Raw genomic sequence first — 17,606 nt, 5'->3', positions numbered from 1 at the left:
CACCTCGACCCCGGCAGGCCCTGCGCCACAGTCCAGATGCGGCGAGGCGTCCGGCTCGGCAGCGCCAGGGTGGTCGCCGTGGCCATGGGAATGAACATGGGCGTGCACATGCTCATGAGAATGGGCGTGATCGTGAGAGTGGGAATGCCCATGGTGGTGGGGATGAGTGTGCTCGTGGTCGTGAGGGTGAGCGTGGGAATTAGCGTGCGCATGCTCGTGCTCGTGCTCGTGCGCATGCTCGTGATGATGGGCGTGACGCTGGTCACCGCTTTCGGCGCATCCGCAGACGGTACACATCAGACAACCTCCAGTTCCTTGACGCGAAGTTCCTCTCCGCCGGTCACGTGAAGACGGGCGCTGGAACACAGGGGGCAATCATCGCCACGCTGGGTAATATCCACCGTGCGATTGCAACCGAAACACCAGGCCGTGGCCGGTATGTTGACGATATCCAGCGTCGCCCCTTCGGCGACGGAGCCACGGGTGGACAGATCGAAACCGAACGCCAGGGCCTCGGGCTCGACGCAGGACAAGGCCCCGATCTCGAGACACACCCGGGTCACCTTCTCGAACGCCTGGACGCTGGCCTGCTCCTCGATCAGTTCGACGATGCTCTGACACAGGCTCAATTCGTGCATGATGACCTCCCCCCTGGCGGCCCTGCCTTCCGGCACGGCGCCTGCGAAGGCGCCTGGCACAGCGCTTCACTCGACTCCTGCCACACCACCGGCAGACAGGGATCAGCACAGCTCAGCGCCATCGCCACCCGCTGCCGGGCCCGGTTGTCGCCATCACTGAGGCCATGACTGTAGCCATGGCACTCGCCCTGGCCGTGGGCGGATTCCAGCAAGCGGGAAAGAAAGCCCTGTTGCCGCTCGCCATCGGGGCCGACAGCACCATCGAGCATGGCGTCGGTCGGGGTGATGATGTGGTAGTCGACGACCCGGTCGTCCCGGCACGCCACCCGATGCACCAGGCGTCCCCGGGCGGCCTCGGCCCAGCCACTGCCATCGGCGGCGCGCCCGCAGCGTGGCTTGCCGGCATCGCTGCTTTCCCCAGCGGTGCAGTTGCCAGCGCCGGCGCGCAGCGCAAGTATCAACTGCGCCACCTCCACCACCCGCGCCAGCATCCGCGCATACAGACTCCAACCACCTTGCGCGATGACGCCGCCTAGCGACGCATGCCCGCCCACGCGCCCCACAAAGGTGGGGTCGTCCGCCACAGCGATTCGCCCGAACTCCCGCGGCCAGTCGGCGACCTGGCGCAGCACCTCGGCGGGCCGACTCGGCGCTCGCTCGAGCCACGCCTCGATATCCTCCAGTGCGCGCTCGGCCGGCCCGGCGAACACCCGCGCCTCCAGCACCTCCAGAGTGGACAGCGAAAGCCCCGCCAGCCCCTTCAGGGAGTCGGCGTCCATCGCCATGCCCAGCACCCCCGGCCAGTCCCGCAGCATGACCAGGCCATGCTCGCGCAGGGTCTCGAGCTGGATATGACGGTGGCAGTCAGGGGCAAGCGGCAGGTCCATGGCCTTGGCCGCCGCGGCGCTCTGGGCGGCGGCGCACAGGTTGTAGAGACACCCCACCATGGTCATCGCCTCGTGACGATTTCGATCGATCAGCCACTGGGTCGGCATACTCCCCCGCTGACTCACGCGAAACCCCGGCTCGCCCCCGGGGTTGTGGCCGTGACTGATGATCAGCGTCGGCATCATGACGACTCGTCCTCATCCCCTGACGCAGAATCCAAGGGCGCTCCACTGCTGGGGGCGGCTTTGGTGCCGGCAGTGGTGCTCGACGTGCGCCCGGTCAGGAAGTCTCGCCGAGACTCGAGCCCAGGCGCCGGGGGAGACCACTGGCTTACGCCAGCTTCGCCATCGCCGCCTATGGGTTCGGGGTCGGCCGAAGGCGCCGCGGTGCTTTCAGCGTCAGCGTCAGCATCTGCCCCGGCGATACCCTCCTCCCCGGCCACGCTCAGCGCGGCGATATCGGCGTGGCGATCCGTCTCGGCGCGGTTGGCGGGATCAAACAGCGCCTCCATGGCGGCGCGAGCCACCTCGGTGGCGTAGGCCTGGCTTGCAAACTCGCTCATGTCGGAAAACAGCGAACAGGCCAGGAAGGCGCCCACCGGCACCCGGGTATTGAAGATGAATTCGTAGTCGCCGGAGGCAAAGGAGTAGACCCGCTTGTCACCGGGACGCAGGCGCTGGGCGTCGTCATCGGGACCTGGGATCACCACCAGATTCATCAGCCAGGGCGCGACAAGGATGCCCAGCAGCCCGCCCTCCCAGGGGATAAATCCCACCGCCTCGACGTGCAGCGACAGATTGTTGAAGGGGGAATCCTTCATGCCGGTGGTCTGGATCTCGCGAAAGGTCTCGACCAGTCGCTTGACGGCGCCCATATCCGCCGTCGCAGCCGCGGCGGGTGTGGCAGGTGTGGCGGGCGCGGCGGGCGCGGCGGCCGCCCCCCCGACGCCCTGCCGACCATCCAGCACCATAAACTGGTTGCGCTCACCGTCGCACTGGGGGCAGCGCCAGTCCTGGGGCAGCGCCGAGAACGGCGTCCCCGGCTCGACCTGACGAACGGCGTCGCCGACGGCAGGGTCATAGCAGTACCAGCAGATCTTGCACTCGAGCCGGGCGGCGTCGTCCAGGCGCGCCAGGTCTCCGAGAAACGAACCTTCGAATCGTGCCGTCACGCCATCGCCTCCACTACCTGCTTGAGTCGAATCACCGAATCGGCGATGTCTTCAGCCGCCGCGCAGGCCACCTCGGGCACATCGGAGACTTCGATGACGTCCAGAATCAGCGAGTCCTGGGAATTGAAGTAGCGCACCCGCCAGACGTGATCGAGGGCGGTGCTGTCGATACGACAGTTGCCGTAGCCCCGCGACAGGATGGTGACCTCGCCCCGACCCAGCGCCTCGTCCAGATAGGCCAGATCCTCCGGGGTATGGGGCAACAGCGACAGGTTGATGGCATAAGGCTCATTGTTGGAACAGAGCTCGCCACCCGGGACACGCTCCTCGCAGCGCTCGATCAGCTCCGAGACGATAAAGGGCCCGTTGACCACACCCTGGCCGGCCTCCGGCGGGCAGAAGATGCGCTGCTGGCGGCATTGTCCCACCGCCAGGGGCACCACGCCGATCTCGATATGTTCCCGCACACTGCCCGAGGCGTGATCCACATCACGGGACGTCACCCGCCACAGACCGGCGAAGACCGACTCCTGAATCTCGACGGCGCCAGCACCGGTACCAGTGCCACCCACCTTGATCGCGACCTCACCCTCGCCGAGTGCATCGGCCAGCGCCTTGCGATTCTCGGCATCGAGCGACGGCAGCTCGACCACCAGATTGCCGCCCTCCGGCGTCCACTGGGCGGCCCTGTCGGCCAGAGCGCTGAGAGCATCCAGCGCCGGCCGGATGCGCTCGGGGTCCTCCACCTCGGGAAAGCTCGGCTGAAAGGTGCTCATTCCCGATGGCATCGGCAGGTAATCGAGCACGGCCTCCTCGGGCTGGCTGCCAGGCCCGATACCCGGCGATGACGGCATGAATCCCTGGGTCATGTTCGAACACTCCCGTCGCGAGCGATGATATTGGCGCTGGCAGACGTCCCTTGCAGAATGGCGTGGATCTCGCTCAGGTAGTCGTCCCAGTCGCGCACCTTCGAGATCACACCGGTCATCCGCCCGTCCTGGAAAAACAGCAGTGAAGGCACCGGCCACACCTGAAAGCGTTCGCGGGTGGCGTCTTCTTCCGCGCGATCCACCACCGCGGGCTTGAAGCGCCCCGGGAAGGCCTTGACCAGCTCCGGTAGAATGGCGGCCACATCGTTGGTCTCGAGGTTGGTGGCCGGATCGCCACTGAGAAACAGCACCCGGGCGCCTGGCCCCGTCACGAAGGCCGCCAGTTCCTCCCCGGCGAGGCAGGGATAGTCCAGTTCATTGATCAGCCGGTGCAATGGCCCCGTCATTGGCGTGACTCCCTTGTCGCTCACTAGTCGCTCACTCGCTTGTGTTGTCGATCACCCGCTTGCGTTGTCACCCGTGGCGTACTCAGCCGGTGGAGGCACCCGCCTTGCGCGCTGCCTCCAGATGCGGCGGCAGGCGGGGTTCGCCCTGCTCCAGGTCTGCAAACAGTCCCGCCTCGACCGTCCCTCCCTCGGCCGCCATGGCCATGGCCCTTAACGCATCGCTGATGCGCAGCGCCTCATCGGCCTCCAGCACCCGGCGCGCCGCTCCCAGAAATACCAGCAGCCAATCGCCGGGGCTCACCGCCTCGACCAGGGAAATATCGACCTCTTGTCGATCCTCTGCCCCGTCGCTGACACAGATGGCGAGCGTCCCGCTGGCCTCAAGCACCCGCATGGGAATGCCAATGCACATATCGCGGCTACTCCTTTACAGGGCTTTCGGTAACACCATCCCGCTCGCTTCCCGCCTCGCGAGACGGGTCAACGTGCGCACCGCCAGGATGGCCAAGGTCCCTCGCCAGAAAGCGCGGATCACCCACACGGCAGGCATCACGTGGTGAAGGACGCAGATTTTCGTAGTGGTGAAGGGCGAGCGCCGAAGGCGCCAGTTCGGTGGCAGGAATCTGGTGATCGGGGCTGTGTCCGGGCCCGTGTTCGGAGCGAAGTTGGGGCCTGGCGCCCCAGGACGCCAGCTCATCGACCACCAGGCGGATCACCTCGTCGATTCGCGCGGCGATCTCCGGTCGCAGCGAGCCGCCATAATCGTCCAGCACCGAGGGCTGAACACCGACCAGCATCACCCGCTGTGGCTGCCAGCCGAGCAGCTGCGCCGCCGCCAGCACCTCCTGAAAGCCGGTCTGGTGCAGCGACATCTTCTTGGCGCCCATGAAGCTCGGCACCGCGTCATCGCGCACCACATGCACACTGCCCGGGGCCAAGCCGTAGTCGATGGCATCGATGACCAGCAGGCACTCGCAGGACTGCACGTAGGGCAGCAGGTAGAGTCCCTGGGTGCCGCCGTCCATCACGGTCACCGCCTCGGCAAATGTATAGCGCTGGTGAAGTGCCTCCACCGCGCGGACCCCGAAGCCCTCGTCGGCCCACAGCACATTGCCGATACCCAGCACCAGAATCGATGGCGTCGCCTCGTGATCATCCGTCTTCATGCCGGCTCCTTCGCTGCGCCGAATATCTGCCTGCGCTACTTTAGTTGGCTTTATCCTGCATCTCGTTCTTCGTTCTTTCCTTGTTCTTTCCTTGTTCTTTCTTCGCCTCTTTCAGCGGCTCGCTCTTTGTCTGATTCCTGGATGCATTCGCCATAAAAACATCAAGATGCAGCATCAAAGCCAAAGGCTAGCGACGAAGCGCCTTGCTCACCGAAAAAAAGACGCCGAAAAACAGGGCAACGACAAACAAGGCATCGAAAAACAAGACGCTGAAAAAAAGGACGCCAAAAACTGACGAAAACGCTTTCATCTGCGCCAAACATGGCATATGCGAAAGCGATTTTTTACACTACAGCAGCCACTTACATGCACATATCTACGATGACCTGAAAAAACCTCGACCATTTCCGCAGAATAGCGCCGCCACCTTTCAATAAAAAACATGCCCATCGTTTCGGCACAGCCACATGGCATATAACCCTACAAAAGTCCAATAACCGCCGACTAAAAAAGAATATTCCTCATAAAACCCCGGGCAATAACGTTTCTAAATATGACTTGTGATTACCTGATTAATGCTCGACCAAGACACCTCTCCCACCGGCCTATGCACGCGCTTCGCCCCCTCCCTGAAAGCCAACAAAAAGCGCCGGAGACCTCACCTGATATTCTCGGTGAAGCCTCCGGCGCCAACGGTCAGCGCTTACGCCCTTCAACGACAGGGCTAACGAGCAACTGCGAGCTATGACAAGTCACGGCGAGCAACGACAACTCACTACAAAGGGTCGTCGTCCTTGAAGGTGCGCTCCCCTGAGATCATGGTCGAGACGATGCTCTGGCGGGACATGATGTCCTCGCGTATCGCCACGTACACATGGATGATGATGAAGGTGATCATCACCCACATGCCGAGACGATGCAGGGTATGCACGTCCAGGCTCTGGCCCACCAGCGGGATGACCCAGCCGAACAGCGTGTCCTGCCAACTGCCGCGCAGGGCACCTTCGGCGTAGAGCGCCATTCCGGTCACGATCATGAACAGGGTGCCGAGGGTGATGAAGATGAACATCGCCAACTGTGCCAGGGGATTGTGGCCCACGTACTTGCGCGGGCGCTTCTCCAGAAACAGGTACCAGCGAAGCTCGAACCACACCTCACGCCACCAGTCACGACGGTGCAACGGCAAGCGAAACAGCTGCTTGGCGTGGTGATTGCCGACCAGCGACCAGTAGAAGCGAAACAGAAAACCGATCGCCAGGATGTAGCCTGCGGTGAAGTGGGCAAAGCGGATATAGCCCATCACGAAGTGATCGCTGGCCTCACCTGACACCGTCGGCAGCGGCTTGCCGATAAAGTAGCCGGTGACGATCAGCACCAGGATGGCCGCCGCGTTGGTCCAGTGCCACAGCCGCAACGGCGCCTCGTAGACGTAGACCGAGGTCTGCTTGACCGAGGAAGGCAGCACCCGTTCCTCCCCGGGGCCGAGCTTGCCTGCCTGGGGGTCGGCCTGGCTGGCGTGCGCAGATGAAGACGCTTTCGAGTCATGGGACATGGGACACCCTCCCCCGGCTATCTGACGGTGACGCGAGACAGCTCTTCACCGTCTTCGCTCATCACGTGGGTGGAACAGGCCAGGCACGGATCGAAGGAATGCAGCGTGCGCAGGATCTCCACCGGCTCGTCCGGCCGCTCCATGGGAGTATTCAGCAGTGACGCCTCGAAGGCGCCGATGTTGCCCTCCGGATCCCGCGGGCTACCGTTCCAGGTGGTCGGCACGATGCACTGGTAGTTTTCGATCTTGCCATCCTTGATGCGGATCCAGTGGCCGTTCATGCCCCGGGGTGCGGCGACCATGCCGACGCCGCGAGCCTCCTGGGGCCAGGACGCCGGGTCCCACTTCTCGATATTGGCGGTGGCCAGGTCGCCGGCGCGGATATTGGCGATCAGCTCATGCCAGTCATCGAGCATCATGGACGCGCAGTAGTGGGCTTCCAGGGCGCGGGCCAGGGTACGGCCGATGGTGGTCGGCAGCGCCTGCTTCGGCGTCAGGCGGGTGCCGGCGAGCTGATTGAGGGCGGCCAGCGACGAGTCCACCTGGTCGATCACGAAGTCATTGCCCTGGGCGTAATTGAGGATGTAGCGCGACAGCGGTCCCACCTCCATGGCGTGGCCACGCCAGCGTGGCGACTTGATCCAGGAGTACTTGGCCGCCTCGTCGATCTCCTCGATCCGGGTGCGGGTGCCGACGGTGCCCTCGCCCAGTTCGTAGTGGTGCTCGGTCTCGCCGTCCCAGGGGTGCAGGCCACGTGACTCGTCGGCGTAGCGGTACCAGGAATGGGCCACAAACTCCTGGATCTGTTCGGGGTCGGTGGGGTCCACCTCGTGGATCTCGTTCCAGTTGCCGCCGAGGATGGCGCCCCCCTTGAGCTGGTCGGTGGACTTGTCGTAGTTGACCTTGGAGTAGTCGCCGTAGTCCATCACGTTGGTGGCGGACAGTCCCCCGCCGTACAACCAGCCCTTGTAGAAGCTGGCGATGGCGATGACGTCGGGGATGTAGACGTTCCTGGAGAAGGCGAAGGCTTCCTCCATACGCGCACGCACGAAGTTGAGCCGCTCCATGTTGAGTGGCGCCCCGGCCGCCAGGTCGCCGTCGATATTGATGGCACAGGGCACCCCTCCGACCATGTAGTTGGGGTGGGGGTTCTTGCCGCCGAACACGGTATGGACCTTGACGATTTCCTTCTGCAGGTCCAGCGCCTCGAGATAGTGAGCGGTCGCCATCAGGTCCGCCTCCGGCGACAGCCGATAGGCGGGGTTGTCCCAGTAGCCGTTCTTGAAAAGCCCAAGCTGCCCCGACTCGATAAAGGTCTTCAGGCGATTCTGGACGTCGCGGAAATAGCCCGGCGACGACAGCGGATGGTTGGGGCCGGTCAACTGCTGCAGTTGCGAGGTCGCCCGCGGGTCGGCCCGCAGCGCGTTGACCGGGTTGACCCAGTCCAGCGCGTGCAGGTGGTAGAAGTGCACCACGTGGTCATGCCACTGCAGCACCTTGGCCATCATCTCGCGGATCAGGTGGGCGTTGCGCGGGATGCGGATGTCGAGAGCGTCCTCCACCGCGCGTACCGACGCCAGCGCATGACAGCCGGTGCAGACGCCGCAGATACGCTCGACAAAGGCCCAGGCGTCGCGCGGGTCACGGCCCTTGAGGATGACCTCGAGCCCGCGCCACATGGTGCCGGTGGACACCGCGTTGCGGATGATGTTGTTGTCATCCACGTTGACCTCGCAGCGCATATGACCCTCGATGCGGGTCACCGGGTCAACGACGATACGCCGTCCGCTTCTGTCCAGATTGAACCCGTTAGGGGTGTTGATCTGCGTCATCAGGCTTCCTCCCTGTTGGCTGACGACTGGCGCTTGACCTGCGCCCGTTTCAAGGCGCTGACGGCGGCGTGGACCGCCACCGCACCGCCCACCCCGGTGGCCACGGCGCCGCCGATCTGGTCGGCGTTGGCCTCGATGCCGAACTGGTGCACGTCCTGCAGCCGGGCGTACCAGGAGCCCTTGTCCCAGAAGCCGTCTTCGGAGCAGCCGATACAGCCGTGGCCGGCCTGGATCGGGAAGCTCACGCCCTCGTTCCAGCGGATGGTCGAACAGGCGTTGTAGGTGGTCGGGCCCTTGCAGCCCACCTTGTACAGGCAGTAGCCGCGACGGGCGCCCTCGTCATCGAAGGACTCGACGAACTGACCGGCGTCGAAGTGCGGCCGGCGGTAGCACTTGTCGTGGATGCGCTGGGAATAGAACATCTTGGGCCGCCCGGTGCGGTCGAGCTCCGGCAGCCGGTCGAAGGTCAGCATATAGGTGATGACCCCGGTCATGACCTCGGCGATCGGCGGACAGCCCGGTACCTTGATGATCGGCTTGTCGGTGATGACCTTGTGCACCGGAGTCGCCCGGGTGGGGTTGGGGCGCGCCGCCTGGACACAGCCGTGGCTTGCACAGGAGCCCCAGGAGATCACCGCCTTGGCGTGCTCGGCGGTCTCGCGCAGCTGGTCGACGAAGGGCCGCCCACCGACGATGCAGAACATGCCGTCCTCATTGAGCGGCGGGTTGCCCTCCACCGCCAGGATGTAGTTTCCCTTGTAGCGCTCGATGGTGTCGGCCAGGGCGGCCTCGGCCTGATGCCCCGCCGCCGCCATCAGGGTGTCGTCGTAGTCCAGCGAGATCATCGACAGCACCACGTCCTTGACCAGCGGATGGGCCGAACGGATGAATGACTCCGAACAACAGGTGCACTCGAGCCCGTGCACCCAGATCACCGGCGTGCGCGGCTTGGTCTCCATGGCGTGGGCGATTTTGGCGGTGTAGGCAGGCCCGAGCCCCAGCGCCGCCGCCGTCAATGAACAGAACTTCAGAAATGAGCGACGCGTGACCCCCTGTCGCCGCATCACGTCGTAGAAGGTTTCGATGGGCTCCATCGGCAACGACTCCCCTGTCGTGGTCCTGGATCTCGCCACCGGCGTGATCCCCTGATCTGGAGGCGGCCTGCCCTCGCTATGGCCAAGGCCAGAAGCCGACTCGAGGCTTGCGCGCCAGGCCATCCAGATCGCCTGTTGTTGTTTCCCTCAACTACAGGGCAAGGCCCGTGCCAGATTGCGGGGAGTACGTCTTTTCAACCACTTGGCGCACTTGACGACCACATGGCGGTAGCGCCCTTTCCAGCGGCCTCCGTCACGCCAGCACAGAACTCGCGCTACACGGCACACAGGTGGTAGCCGGCTTTCCAGCGCGCTGCGCTGGCGTCGCCCTGCCCGCCCCGGGCCACTATCAGAGCCATCACCAGGGCCATTGCCGTAACCCAAGTGCTTGACAACAAGCCGGCAATCCGTATAATACGGCGCCATCCAGAGGCTACGTAGCTCAGTTGGTTAGAGCACATCACTCATAATGATGGGGTCCCCTGTTCGAGTCAGGGCGTAGCCACCAGATACCGAAAGGCCCGTCGATCATCGATCGACGGGCCTTTTTGTTGTGCCTTCCAATGCAACGATTCAACACCGACGCAACAACGACAGAGCGCCTGGCGGTTGCCCGCCAGGCGCTCTGTCGTCGTCGTTTCAGTCTTTCAGCAAGCGTGCTGCGAGCGCTCGACCTACACCAGTTCGGCGCTGTTGAAGAAGGCCGTCAGTGCGCGGGTCAGGTGTTCCACGTCCTGGCTGCCGGCGGTCTCGCGGATCGAGTGCATCGCCCACTGGGGCACCCCTACGTCCAGCGTCGGCACGCCAAGCTCGGTTGCGGTGATGGGGCCGATGGTGCTGCCGCAGCCCATGTCCGCCCGGGTAATAAAGGTCTGCACCGGCACCTCTACCTTCTCGCACAGGTCACGGAACATCGCCGCCGTGGCGCTGTTGGTGGCGTAGCGCTGGTTGGCGTTGGTCTTGATCACCGGGCCAGCGTTGAGGCTCGGGCCGTGCTGGGCGTCGTGCTTGTCCTTGAAGTTCGGGTGCAGCGCGTGAGCGTTGTCGCAGGAGATCATCCGCGAGGACTGGATCAAGCGGATATAGCCTTCCTCAGTGCCCTCGCCGACCTGGCCATTTACGCGCTTGAGCACGTCGGCGAGGAACGGGCCCTGGGCGCCACAGGCGCTGGCGCTACCCACCTCTTCGTGGTCATTGGCGACCAGCACCATGCCCTGTTCGCCGTCGGCGTCGAGCATCGCTTCCAGGCCAATAAAGCACGACAGCAGGTTGTCCAGACGCGCGCTGGCAATCAATTCCTTGCCCACGCCCACCAGCGACGGCGGCTGCAGGTCATAGAAGCCCAGCTCGAAGTCCAGCACCTTCACCCCGGTCAGACCGTGCTCCTGCTCCAGCCAGGCCAGCAGCAGGCGATCGAGATCGTCGTCCTTGCCGCCCTGCAGCACCACCGGCGCCATCTGGGTCTGGGCATTCATCGCCTTGCCGTCGTTGGCTTCCCGATCCAGGTGGATGGCCAGGCTCGGGATGATGGCGATGGCCTCGGCAACGTTGAGCAGCACGCCCTCGACCCGCCCATCGGCGTGACGGACATGTAGACGCCCGGCCAGGCCCAGGTCACGGTCGAACCAGGGCGCGAGCAGTGCCCCGCCGTAGACCTGCACACCAAGCTGCAGCCAGCCCGCCGAGGTCTGTCCGGCGTGGGTCTTCAGCCTGAGATTGGGGCTGTCGGTATGGGCGCCGACCATGCGCAGACTGGTGACCGGCTGGCCCTTCGGCAGGTTGACAGCGATAATCGAAGAATCGTTGCGGGTCACGTAGAAGCGGTCACCGGGAACCAAATCCCAGCTATCGGTCTCCAACAGACGACGGTAGCCGGCGTCCTCGAGCCGCTGAGCCATGTTCGCGGTGGCGTGCCAAGGGCTGGGGGAACGGTGAAGAAACTCAAGCAGCCGACTGAGCCTTATGGCGCATCCGGCATCATCCTTTGGCAAGCACTCCTGTGACATGGGCGTCCTCTGTTGCATGATAGTGTGGTTCAAGGATTGACCCTAAATGTCGCACAACGGCAAGGGTCAAGGATTGACATCAAGCTGCTACAATGCGAATCCGGTCCAAGGGACCCGCCGACCGAGTCGGTGTCAGACCGACGAGTGTACACGAATCCTGGAGTGCTTCATTGATGAGCCTGATTGAGTCTGCGGGTCGCGCCCTGGCGCTGTCCCTGCTGATCGCGGCCCCTACGGCGCTGGCTACTCCCACGCCCGGCGACGACCAGCGTCAGGCGGCCATGGAGGTGGCCGAATCACTACGCTACGGCCACTACGCGGACGTGAGGCTGGACGACCAATGGTCCAACCGCGCCTTCCAGCGTTATCTGGACGTGCTGGACGGCCAGCGTGCCTACTTCGTGCAGGACGACGTGGATGAGTTCGCTGATCTGCGTACCGGCATGGACGAGGCAATGCTCGAAGGCTCCCTGGAGCGGGCCTACGACCTCTACGAGCGCTACCACGATCGTGCCGAGGCGCGTCTTGAGTGGATGCTCGACGAGATCGACCACCTCGACATGAGCTTCAACGGCGAAGGCCGCCTCGAACTCGACCGCGAGGACGCCGCCTGGGCCGCCTCCCAGGCGAGCCTCGACGACTTGTGGCGCAAGCGCCTGGCCAACGCCGCCCTGACGCTGTCGATCAGCGGCCAGGAAGACGACGAGGTCATCGACACCCTGCGCGAGCGCTACGAGACCCAGAAGCATCGCCTCGAGCAGACCAACGCCGAGGACGTGTTCGGGCTGATCATGGCCGCTGCCACCGGTACCGTGGACCCCCACACCGAATACCTGTCGCCGCGCCAGGGCGAGTCCTTCGACATCCAGATGCGCCTCTCGCTCGAAGGCATCGGTGCCCTGCTCCAGGCCGACGGCGAGTACGTCAAGGTCGCGAGCCTGGTGCCCGGTGGCCCGGCCGAGAAGGACGGCGCGCTCAAGCCCGCCGACCGCATCATCGGCGTCGGCCAGGAAGGCGAAGACATCGTCAACGTGGTCGGCATGCGCTTGGACGACGTGGTCGAACTGATTCGTGGGCCCAAGGGCTCCGAGGTGCGCCTCGAGGTGGTGCCCGGCGAGGCCGTGGACATGACCCGCTCCACCGTGGTCGACATTACCCGTGACACCGTCAAGCTCGAGGATCAGGCGGCCAGCAGTGAGGTCATCGAGATCCAGCGCGAAGACGGCGTGCACAAGGTCGGCGTGATCGAGGTACCCGCCTTCTACGTCGACTTCGACGCCTGGCAGGCCGGCGAGGAAAACTACCGCTCCACCACCCGTGATGTCGCCGCCGAGGTCGAGAAGCTCAAGGCCGAAGGCGTCGAGGGCATCGTGCTGGACCTGCGCAACAACGGCGGCGGCGCGCTGCAGGAAGCCAACTCGATGATCGGCCTGTTCATCGACCGTGGCCCCACCGTGCAGGTACGTGACGCCCGTGGCCGTATCAGCCTGTACGGCGACACCGACAGCGGCACCCTGTATGACGGCCCGCTGGTGGTGCTGGTCAACCGCCTGTCCGCCTCGGCCTCGGAGATCTTCGCCGGTGCCATCCAGGACTACGGTCGCGGCCTGATCGTCGGCTCCAACACCTTCGGGAAGGGCACGGTGCAGACCCTCAACGACCTGAGCTACGGCCAGATCAAGCTGACCCGCGCCAAGTTCTATCGTATCTCTGGCGAGAGCACCCAGAACCGCGGCGTGAAGCCGGACATCATGTACCCGAGCCTGCTCGACCCCGAGATCATCGGCGAGAGCGCGCTGGACAACGCCCTGCCCTGGGACACCGTGCGCGACGTCCAGTACCGCAGCTACGGCACCCCGCGCCAGTACCTGAAGGACCTGCGCGCCCGCCACCAGCAACGTGCCGACGAGCACCCCAACTTCCACTACCTGGAACAACGGGCAGAGCTGGCGAGCCGTCTGCGCGAGCAGCACACCAGCGTCAGCCTGAACCGCGAGCAGCGTCAGCGTGAAGCCGACGCCCAGGACGCCGAAATGCTGGCACTGGAAAACGAGCGCCGCGAAGCCCTCGGCCTCGACATCCTCGAGGAATGGGGCGACGCCCGCGAAAGCGGCGACGACGCAGACCTCGCCGACGAAGAGACCGAAGAGGAACAGCCCGTCGACCGCGCCGAGGTCGAGGAGTCAGCGGAAATCCTGCTCGACTTCGCCGAACTCGGCCCGAGCTGGCAATATGCGGTAAAAGGCTAAGCGGCAAAAGAAACGTATCGCTGCAAGCAGAACGAAAAAGCCGGGGCATCAAGCCCCGGCTTTTTTATGGACGTGGTCTGAAACCAACCATCGCCAGCCTAACGGCGAGCAGCCCTTCTCACTCTTCTCTCCCTCCAAAGCCCTATCGCGACCAGGAGTTCGAGCGTGGCGAAGCCCACAAACGCCGCCCCGTAGCCCCATCGCACCTGACGCTGCTGCTCTTCGGTCGGAAATAGCTCCAGCGAGCCATGCAAGAACCCTGCACCGCTCAGCAGCATCAACACGAGCAACAGCACCGCAACACACCAGAGTAGGGTTCTCACCTTCGTCCCGCCTTGTTTGTCATCAGCAGCTATCAACATTGTTGCCAATGCGCATACGGCTACGCAAAGTGGAAATAAAATCGAAAATCAGAGCGACGATGATGCAAACACTATACGATCAGGACGCTCCCAAACGAGCCACAAATCTCAGCATAAACAGCGACTTGCTGAAAAGGGCCAGGAGTATGAAGGTCAACCTCTCGGCCACGCTAGAGAAAGCACTGGAAGCAAGCTCGCCGAGAGCGAAGCCGAACAATGGCAGAGGGAAAACAGCAACGCTATCAAAGCTTACAACGATGCTATCTCTGAGCATGAGTGCTTCTCCGAAGAGTACAGGACATTCTAATGCCCCAGTTCGACGTGTACGCTAACCCCAGCGCGTCGACGAATAAGGATGTACTCCTAACCTTCTACACATACAGAGCGATACCCTCTCGGCGTTAGCCACCCGAATTGTAAGTGCCCCTTGGACGAGCATCTTTCCTCGAAGGAGAAAAACTGACCCGCCTTACTCCAACAGTGACGCCCGACAGCGAAGAACTGTTGATCCTTTTCCCACAAATCGCATCATTGCCTGCTAGCGTTTTAAAAACGCCCATCGGCACTCTAGAGCACATGCGAGATGAAATAGTCGCCGCACTCGACTTCGCAATAGTCGGGTTCTAGCGCTGGATATAGCTATCTAACGCCGCATTTATCAGCTTGTCCGCTGCAATGTTTTATCATGAATTTTATTTAAGCCACTCTCGATGAAAACATCCATTGGTTCAGGAAGCAACTGGTCATTTAGTCTTATAACTGAACGCAGTAAAATTTCTCTAATAGCAGATCGTGGCTTATTATCCCCAGCACAATCTATCGCCCCTATCACGTCAAACAATATACCTTCAATATTCTTACATAGCTCTTGGTCGGCACACTTATCATAAATGACGTCATCAATTACGTGGTGCTGGCTTTGCTTGTTTATTGTCGAGCATGGACAGACACAACTTCTGGGTCCCTGGTACATTTGACCGCCACTCCAGACATAATGCTCGTCTCCATATGTGACTTCCAACCCGTAGATGTTTGACATAGAGTAACCAGAGTGGCTAGAATTTGGACAGTCGCAATGTCGTGTTACAACATATAAGCCAAATTTCTCGGCCTCAGCAAGATACTTCTTGTATATTTCGCTCAACTTCCCCTTGGTTACATAGTTTGGAGTAGTATCATCCCAGTAAAGATCGAACCCTGAATCTTCTACGCCAGTGATAACTTCCAGTATATCAGCCCTCAATGATGCGTAATATTCAAATGTGCTCATGACCTACCCTAGGAGATGCATAACGCCAATACGAAGCGGCACGTTGCACGCATCCGCCTTCCGCGGCTTGTTAGTCGTCCAGCCTGGGAATTCGCTGGTCATCCGGAACTCGTGCGGACAATTTTTTAAGTTGTGCATTTGGGAATCGGAGTAGCTTTTCACCGATTCCCGTGCGATGCGCATAATGCTCAAAAATATACTGCCCTGGTCCATTAAAAATTTCTTCGAAATCACCATTCGAACTGATCTTAATGCCAAGATAGTATTCGGGAATAGTTTTGAACGTGAGAGCTTCTTGAAAAGTCGCCTTAATCTGAACGCGCCCACCACTTAGAGCCGTTCCATCGTGTGTATGCTGAGAAACCACATCGAGATCGATTCCATAAGCCATCGCGGCTATTACTTCACCAATATCGCCCACCAATCGCCCATCAATGGTGAATTGACGACTTGGAAAGGAGCCCTTTAAGTGAGAAATCCCAGAAAATATTAATTCAAGAGCTCTGGTAATATCGTGTTTGTTTGACATTGAATCTCCATACAAACGCAAAGCTTTGCGGAAATTTTGTAGCCGCGAAACGGTGGAAAAAATGTCCGTCAACAGCGTTTTGTTAGCTCTGATTGTCTCCAAACTTGAACTTCTCTGAAAGTTCAATTCTAGAAACTAGGTTTTTCAAAACCACACTTTGGCCGAATTCTACAGGACGCTGAGCTATATGAACGACTTTTTCTGAATAGATACGCTGTTCTTTGCTGCATTCATCGTTTTTTATATTTTCTTTATGAATTTCTAAAGAGTTACCAAGGTTGCTTTCATAATCGCTGTCTTTAGCTGCCAATAAAAACCCTTCAATTAGCGCACACTCAAAAGATTCGAGTCTTTCCTGTTGAGGAGTTAAAGAGTATAAATATTCGATCATTTTGTCCGGTGTCGATTTTGGATCAATATAGTTTAAATAGAGATCTTTATTCGAATTCTTCGTCGAAACAAGAAAGGCAAGGAGTGCTGGGTAAATGTATGTATTTTCGTTTGTTGAGTGAATAACCAAGTTTATCCGAGCGATAAGCTGCTCAACATCACGAAGGGAGTATTTTTTGGCTTTCGCAATGAACTTAAATACCTTCTTCAAGTGACTATAATCATACTGAAAAGCCTGATACTTCTTTCTTGCTTCAAAAAATCTATCAAAGCCTAATGTTTTGTAAATTTCATCTATGAAATCATCTAACTGAGAGGCCGGAAGAGAATATTCAATATCAATAAATCTTTTTAAGTATCCTATAGATTCAAAATCACTACCATATATTGCTTTGACGCTGTGCGACAACTGCTCTTTATCCATGGCCAGAATAAAGACCAAGCCTTCAATATCAAGCAAGTGTTTGACACGCTCTAAAAACTCTATCGCATATGTTGGTCTGCAACGATCTAGTTCATCGACAAAAATATAGAGATTTTCGGGCGAATTTTCTTCGGCGTTAATAACTTTCTTGATATTTTCTTTGAAATTTCCAATAGCATCTTTACTTCTTGAGTATTCATCAATAAGGTCTTTCGATAAAGACTCCGTCAATCTAGACGCCTCGTCCTGTAACATTTTTTCAGCATCAATAATGCCAGCAGTGCCTAACTTTACAAGAGCAGGCATGCCTTTTTTAAGTATATGAATTCCAGCATTCTTCGCCTTCTCCCACGCCTCGCTCTTTTCCGAGTCGCTCTGTATTAAATTACCAATTTCTTGGTTTATTTCACCCAGAAAAGCCAGCAATGGATCATGAGCAAAATCTGTTTCCCAAGCACTAAAGAATACGGATTTACAGCCTTTTAGCTTTAAATCAGCATGCAACATCTCAAGAAAGGTCGTTTTTCCTTCGCCCCACGGAGCATTTACTGACATCACAATGGGTGAAGTAAAGTTCCTTAGCAATAGGGATAGGTTTTCAACATCTCCACTACGAGATAAACAGTCATTTTGAAAAGGGGGCGGTCTCAACCTACAAGCGCAACACTATTGGAGTGCCGGAGATCCGGGCACTGACTTCTGGAGAACCTCCGCGTATACCTCCAGAGGCGTCTTGGCGTTCAACGTCTCTCTAGGCCT

The 17,606-nt window shown here is 60.2% G+C and carries 17 protein-coding genes, 1 tRNA gene and 1 pseudogene; 5 read left to right on the top strand and 14 right to left on the bottom strand.

Annotation, left to right across the window (positions count from 1 at the left end; all coding sequences use genetic code 11):
• Positions 1–296: 296 nt before the first annotated feature.
• From hypA to KUW00_RS17455, 7 genes are all read right to left on the bottom strand, one after another.
• On the bottom strand, positions 297–638 hold the full coding sequence (gene hypA / locus KUW00_RS17485; protein WP_222569703.1) for a hydrogenase maturation nickel metallochaperone HypA: 342 nt from the start codon (positions 636–638) through the stop codon (positions 297–299).
• Positions 626–1,711 (bottom strand): hypothetical protein, encoded by a 1,086-nt coding sequence (locus tag KUW00_RS17480; RefSeq protein ID WP_222569702.1) that lies wholly within the window; start codon positions 1,709–1,711, stop codon positions 626–628. The genes hypA and KUW00_RS17480 overlap by 13 nt, the downstream gene beginning before the upstream one ends.
• Positions 1,708–2,697: a [NiFe]-hydrogenase assembly chaperone HybE gene (locus tag KUW00_RS17475; RefSeq protein ID WP_222569701.1), complete on the bottom strand. Its 990-nt coding sequence runs from the start codon at positions 2,695–2,697 to the stop codon at positions 1,708–1,710. Before KUW00_RS17475 ends, KUW00_RS17480 begins: the two co-directional genes overlap by 4 nt.
• On the bottom strand, positions 2,694–3,566 hold the full coding sequence (locus tag KUW00_RS17470) for a hydrogenase expression/formation protein (protein WP_222569700.1): 873 nt from the start codon (positions 3,564–3,566) through the stop codon (positions 2,694–2,696). Before KUW00_RS17470 ends, KUW00_RS17475 begins: the two co-directional genes overlap by 4 nt.
• Positions 3,563–3,973: a hypothetical protein gene (locus KUW00_RS17465; RefSeq protein WP_222569699.1), complete on the bottom strand. Its 411-nt coding sequence runs from the start codon at positions 3,971–3,973 to the stop codon at positions 3,563–3,565. The genes KUW00_RS17470 and KUW00_RS17465 overlap by 4 nt, the downstream gene beginning before the upstream one ends.
• Before the next feature lie 82 nt (positions 3,974–4,055).
• On the bottom strand, positions 4,056–4,385 hold the full coding sequence (locus tag KUW00_RS17460; protein WP_124803845.1) for a HypC/HybG/HupF family hydrogenase formation chaperone: 330 nt from the start codon (positions 4,383–4,385) through the stop codon (positions 4,056–4,058).
• A 7-nt stretch (positions 4,386–4,392) separates the two neighbouring features.
• Positions 4,393–5,139, bottom strand: a complete 747-nt coding sequence (locus KUW00_RS17455) for a HyaD/HybD family hydrogenase maturation endopeptidase (protein WP_222569698.1) — start codon at positions 5,137–5,139, stop codon at positions 4,393–4,395.
• Between KUW00_RS17455 and KUW00_RS17450 the strand changes: the two genes are divergently transcribed.
• Positions 5,138–5,434, top strand: coding sequence for a hypothetical protein (locus KUW00_RS17450; RefSeq protein ID WP_222569697.1), 297 nt, complete (start codon positions 5,138–5,140; stop codon positions 5,432–5,434). The two genes, KUW00_RS17455 and KUW00_RS17450, sit on opposite strands and share 2 nt — an antisense overlap.
• Before the next feature lie 480 nt (positions 5,435–5,914).
• Here KUW00_RS17450 and cybH read toward each other — a convergent pair whose 3' ends face one another.
• The 3 genes from cybH to KUW00_RS17435 are packed head-to-tail and all read right to left on the bottom strand — an operon-like array spanning position 5,915 to position 9,617.
• The gene (gene cybH / locus KUW00_RS17445) at positions 5,915–6,691 is read right to left on the bottom strand and encodes a Ni/Fe-hydrogenase, b-type cytochrome subunit (RefSeq protein WP_222569696.1); all 777 of its coding nucleotides are present in this window, start codon (positions 6,689–6,691) and stop codon (positions 5,915–5,917) included.
• A 17-nt stretch (positions 6,692–6,708) separates the two neighbouring features.
• A complete protein-coding gene (locus KUW00_RS17440; protein ID WP_108448923.1) occupies positions 6,709–8,523 on the bottom strand; it encodes a nickel-dependent hydrogenase large subunit in 1,815 nt (604 codons plus the stop codon).
• The gene (locus tag KUW00_RS17435) at positions 8,523–9,617 is read right to left on the bottom strand and encodes a hydrogenase small subunit (RefSeq protein WP_045994042.1); all 1,095 of its coding nucleotides are present in this window, start codon (positions 9,615–9,617) and stop codon (positions 8,523–8,525) included. Before KUW00_RS17435 ends, KUW00_RS17440 begins: the two co-directional genes overlap by 1 nt.
• Positions 9,618–10,048: 431 nt before the next feature.
• On the opposite strand from KUW00_RS17435, the gene KUW00_RS17430 reads away from it, so the two are divergent.
• A tRNA-Met gene (locus KUW00_RS17430) sits at positions 10,049–10,125 on the top strand.
• Between the two features lie 166 nt (positions 10,126–10,291).
• Here KUW00_RS17430 and KUW00_RS17425 read toward each other — a convergent pair.
• Positions 10,292–11,623 carry a M18 family aminopeptidase gene (locus KUW00_RS17425; protein WP_222569695.1) on the bottom strand — a complete coding sequence of 444 codons (1,332 nt, stop codon included), beginning with the start codon at positions 11,621–11,623 and terminating at the stop codon, positions 10,292–10,294.
• Positions 11,624–11,796: 173 nt separating this feature from the next.
• On the opposite strand from KUW00_RS17425, the gene KUW00_RS17420 reads away from it, so the two are divergent.
• The 3 genes and pseudogenes from KUW00_RS17420 (at position 11,797) to KUW00_RS22690 (ending at position 14,861) form a co-directional block, all read left to right on the top strand.
• Positions 11,797–13,872 (top strand): carboxy terminal-processing peptidase, encoded by a 2,076-nt coding sequence (locus KUW00_RS17420; RefSeq protein WP_222569694.1) that lies wholly within the window; start codon positions 11,797–11,799, stop codon positions 13,870–13,872.
• A 370-nt stretch (positions 13,873–14,242) separates the two neighbouring features.
• Positions 14,243–14,541: pseudogene (locus KUW00_RS22695) on the top strand (type II toxin-antitoxin system CcdA family antitoxin).
• A 113-nt stretch (positions 14,542–14,654) separates the two neighbouring features.
• Positions 14,655–14,861: a CcdB family protein gene (locus KUW00_RS22690; protein ID WP_222569693.1), complete on the top strand. Its 207-nt coding sequence runs from the start codon at positions 14,655–14,657 to the stop codon at positions 14,859–14,861.
• Between the two features lie 31 nt (positions 14,862–14,892).
• On the opposite strand, the gene KUW00_RS17405 is transcribed toward KUW00_RS22690, so the two are convergent.
• The 3 genes from KUW00_RS17405 to KUW00_RS17395 all read right to left on the bottom strand — a co-directional run bounded on the left by KUW00_RS17405 (position 14,893) and on the right by KUW00_RS17395 (position 17,498).
• Positions 14,893–15,504: a hypothetical protein gene (locus tag KUW00_RS17405; protein ID WP_222569692.1), complete on the bottom strand. Its 612-nt coding sequence runs from the start codon at positions 15,502–15,504 to the stop codon at positions 14,893–14,895.
• 70 nt (positions 15,505–15,574) lie between these two features.
• Complete coding sequence (locus KUW00_RS17400) at positions 15,575–16,033, bottom strand: DUF6998 domain-containing protein (protein WP_222569691.1); 459 nt, start codon at positions 16,031–16,033, stop codon at positions 15,575–15,577.
• Positions 16,034–16,115: 82 nt separating this feature from the next.
• A complete protein-coding gene (locus KUW00_RS17395) occupies positions 16,116–17,498 on the bottom strand; it encodes a P-loop NTPase fold protein (protein WP_409996302.1) in 1,383 nt (460 codons plus the stop codon).
• Between the last annotated feature and the right edge of the window lie 108 nt (positions 17,499–17,606).

It is taken from the genome of Halomonas sp. DP5N14-9 (genome assembly GCF_019802175.1).
Lineage (GTDB): Bacteria > Pseudomonadota > Gammaproteobacteria > Pseudomonadales > Halomonadaceae > Halomonas > Halomonas litopenaei.
Note: the sequence above shows the minus strand (reverse complement) of the source record. Positions and strands in the feature narration are given on the sequence as shown.

Coding starts and splice junctions, on each gene's coding strand:
- KUW00_RS17440 (WP_108448923.1), bottom strand. CDS start 8,523: ATGACGCAGATCAACACCCCTAACGGGTTCAATCTGGACAGAAGCGGA.
- KUW00_RS17450 (WP_222569697.1), top strand. CDS start 5,138: ATGCCGGCTCCTTCGCTGCGCCGAATATCTGCCTGCGCTACTTTAGTT.
- KUW00_RS17405 (WP_222569692.1), bottom strand. CDS start 15,504: ATGAGCACATTTGAATATTACGCATCATTGAGGGCTGATATACTGGAA.
- KUW00_RS17400 (WP_222569691.1), bottom strand. CDS start 16,033: ATGTCAAACAAACACGATATTACCAGAGCTCTTGAATTAATATTTTCT.
- KUW00_RS17465 (WP_222569699.1), bottom strand. CDS start 3,973: ATGACGGGGCCATTGCACCGGCTGATCAATGAACTGGACTATCCCTGC.
- KUW00_RS17455 (WP_222569698.1), bottom strand. CDS start 5,139: ATGAAGACGGATGATCACGAGGCGACGCCATCGATTCTGGTGCTGGGT.
- KUW00_RS17470 (WP_222569700.1), bottom strand. CDS start 3,566: ATGACCCAGGGATTCATGCCGTCATCGCCGGGTATCGGGCCTGGCAGC.
- cybH (WP_222569696.1), bottom strand. CDS start 6,691: ATGTCCCATGACTCGAAAGCGTCTTCATCTGCGCACGCCAGCCAGGCC.
- hypA (WP_222569703.1), bottom strand. CDS start 638: ATGCACGAATTGAGCCTGTGTCAGAGCATCGTCGAACTGATCGAGGAG.
- KUW00_RS17425 (WP_222569695.1), bottom strand. CDS start 11,623: ATGTCACAGGAGTGCTTGCCAAAGGATGATGCCGGATGCGCCATAAGG.
- KUW00_RS17460 (WP_124803845.1), bottom strand. CDS start 4,385: ATGTGCATTGGCATTCCCATGCGGGTGCTTGAGGCCAGCGGGACGCTC.
- KUW00_RS17435 (WP_045994042.1), bottom strand. CDS start 9,617: ATGGAGCCCATCGAAACCTTCTACGACGTGATGCGGCGACAGGGGGTC.
- KUW00_RS17420 (WP_222569694.1), top strand. CDS start 11,797: ATGAGCCTGATTGAGTCTGCGGGTCGCGCCCTGGCGCTGTCCCTGCTG.
- KUW00_RS17480 (WP_222569702.1), bottom strand. CDS start 1,711: ATGATGCCGACGCTGATCATCAGTCACGGCCACAACCCCGGGGGCGAG.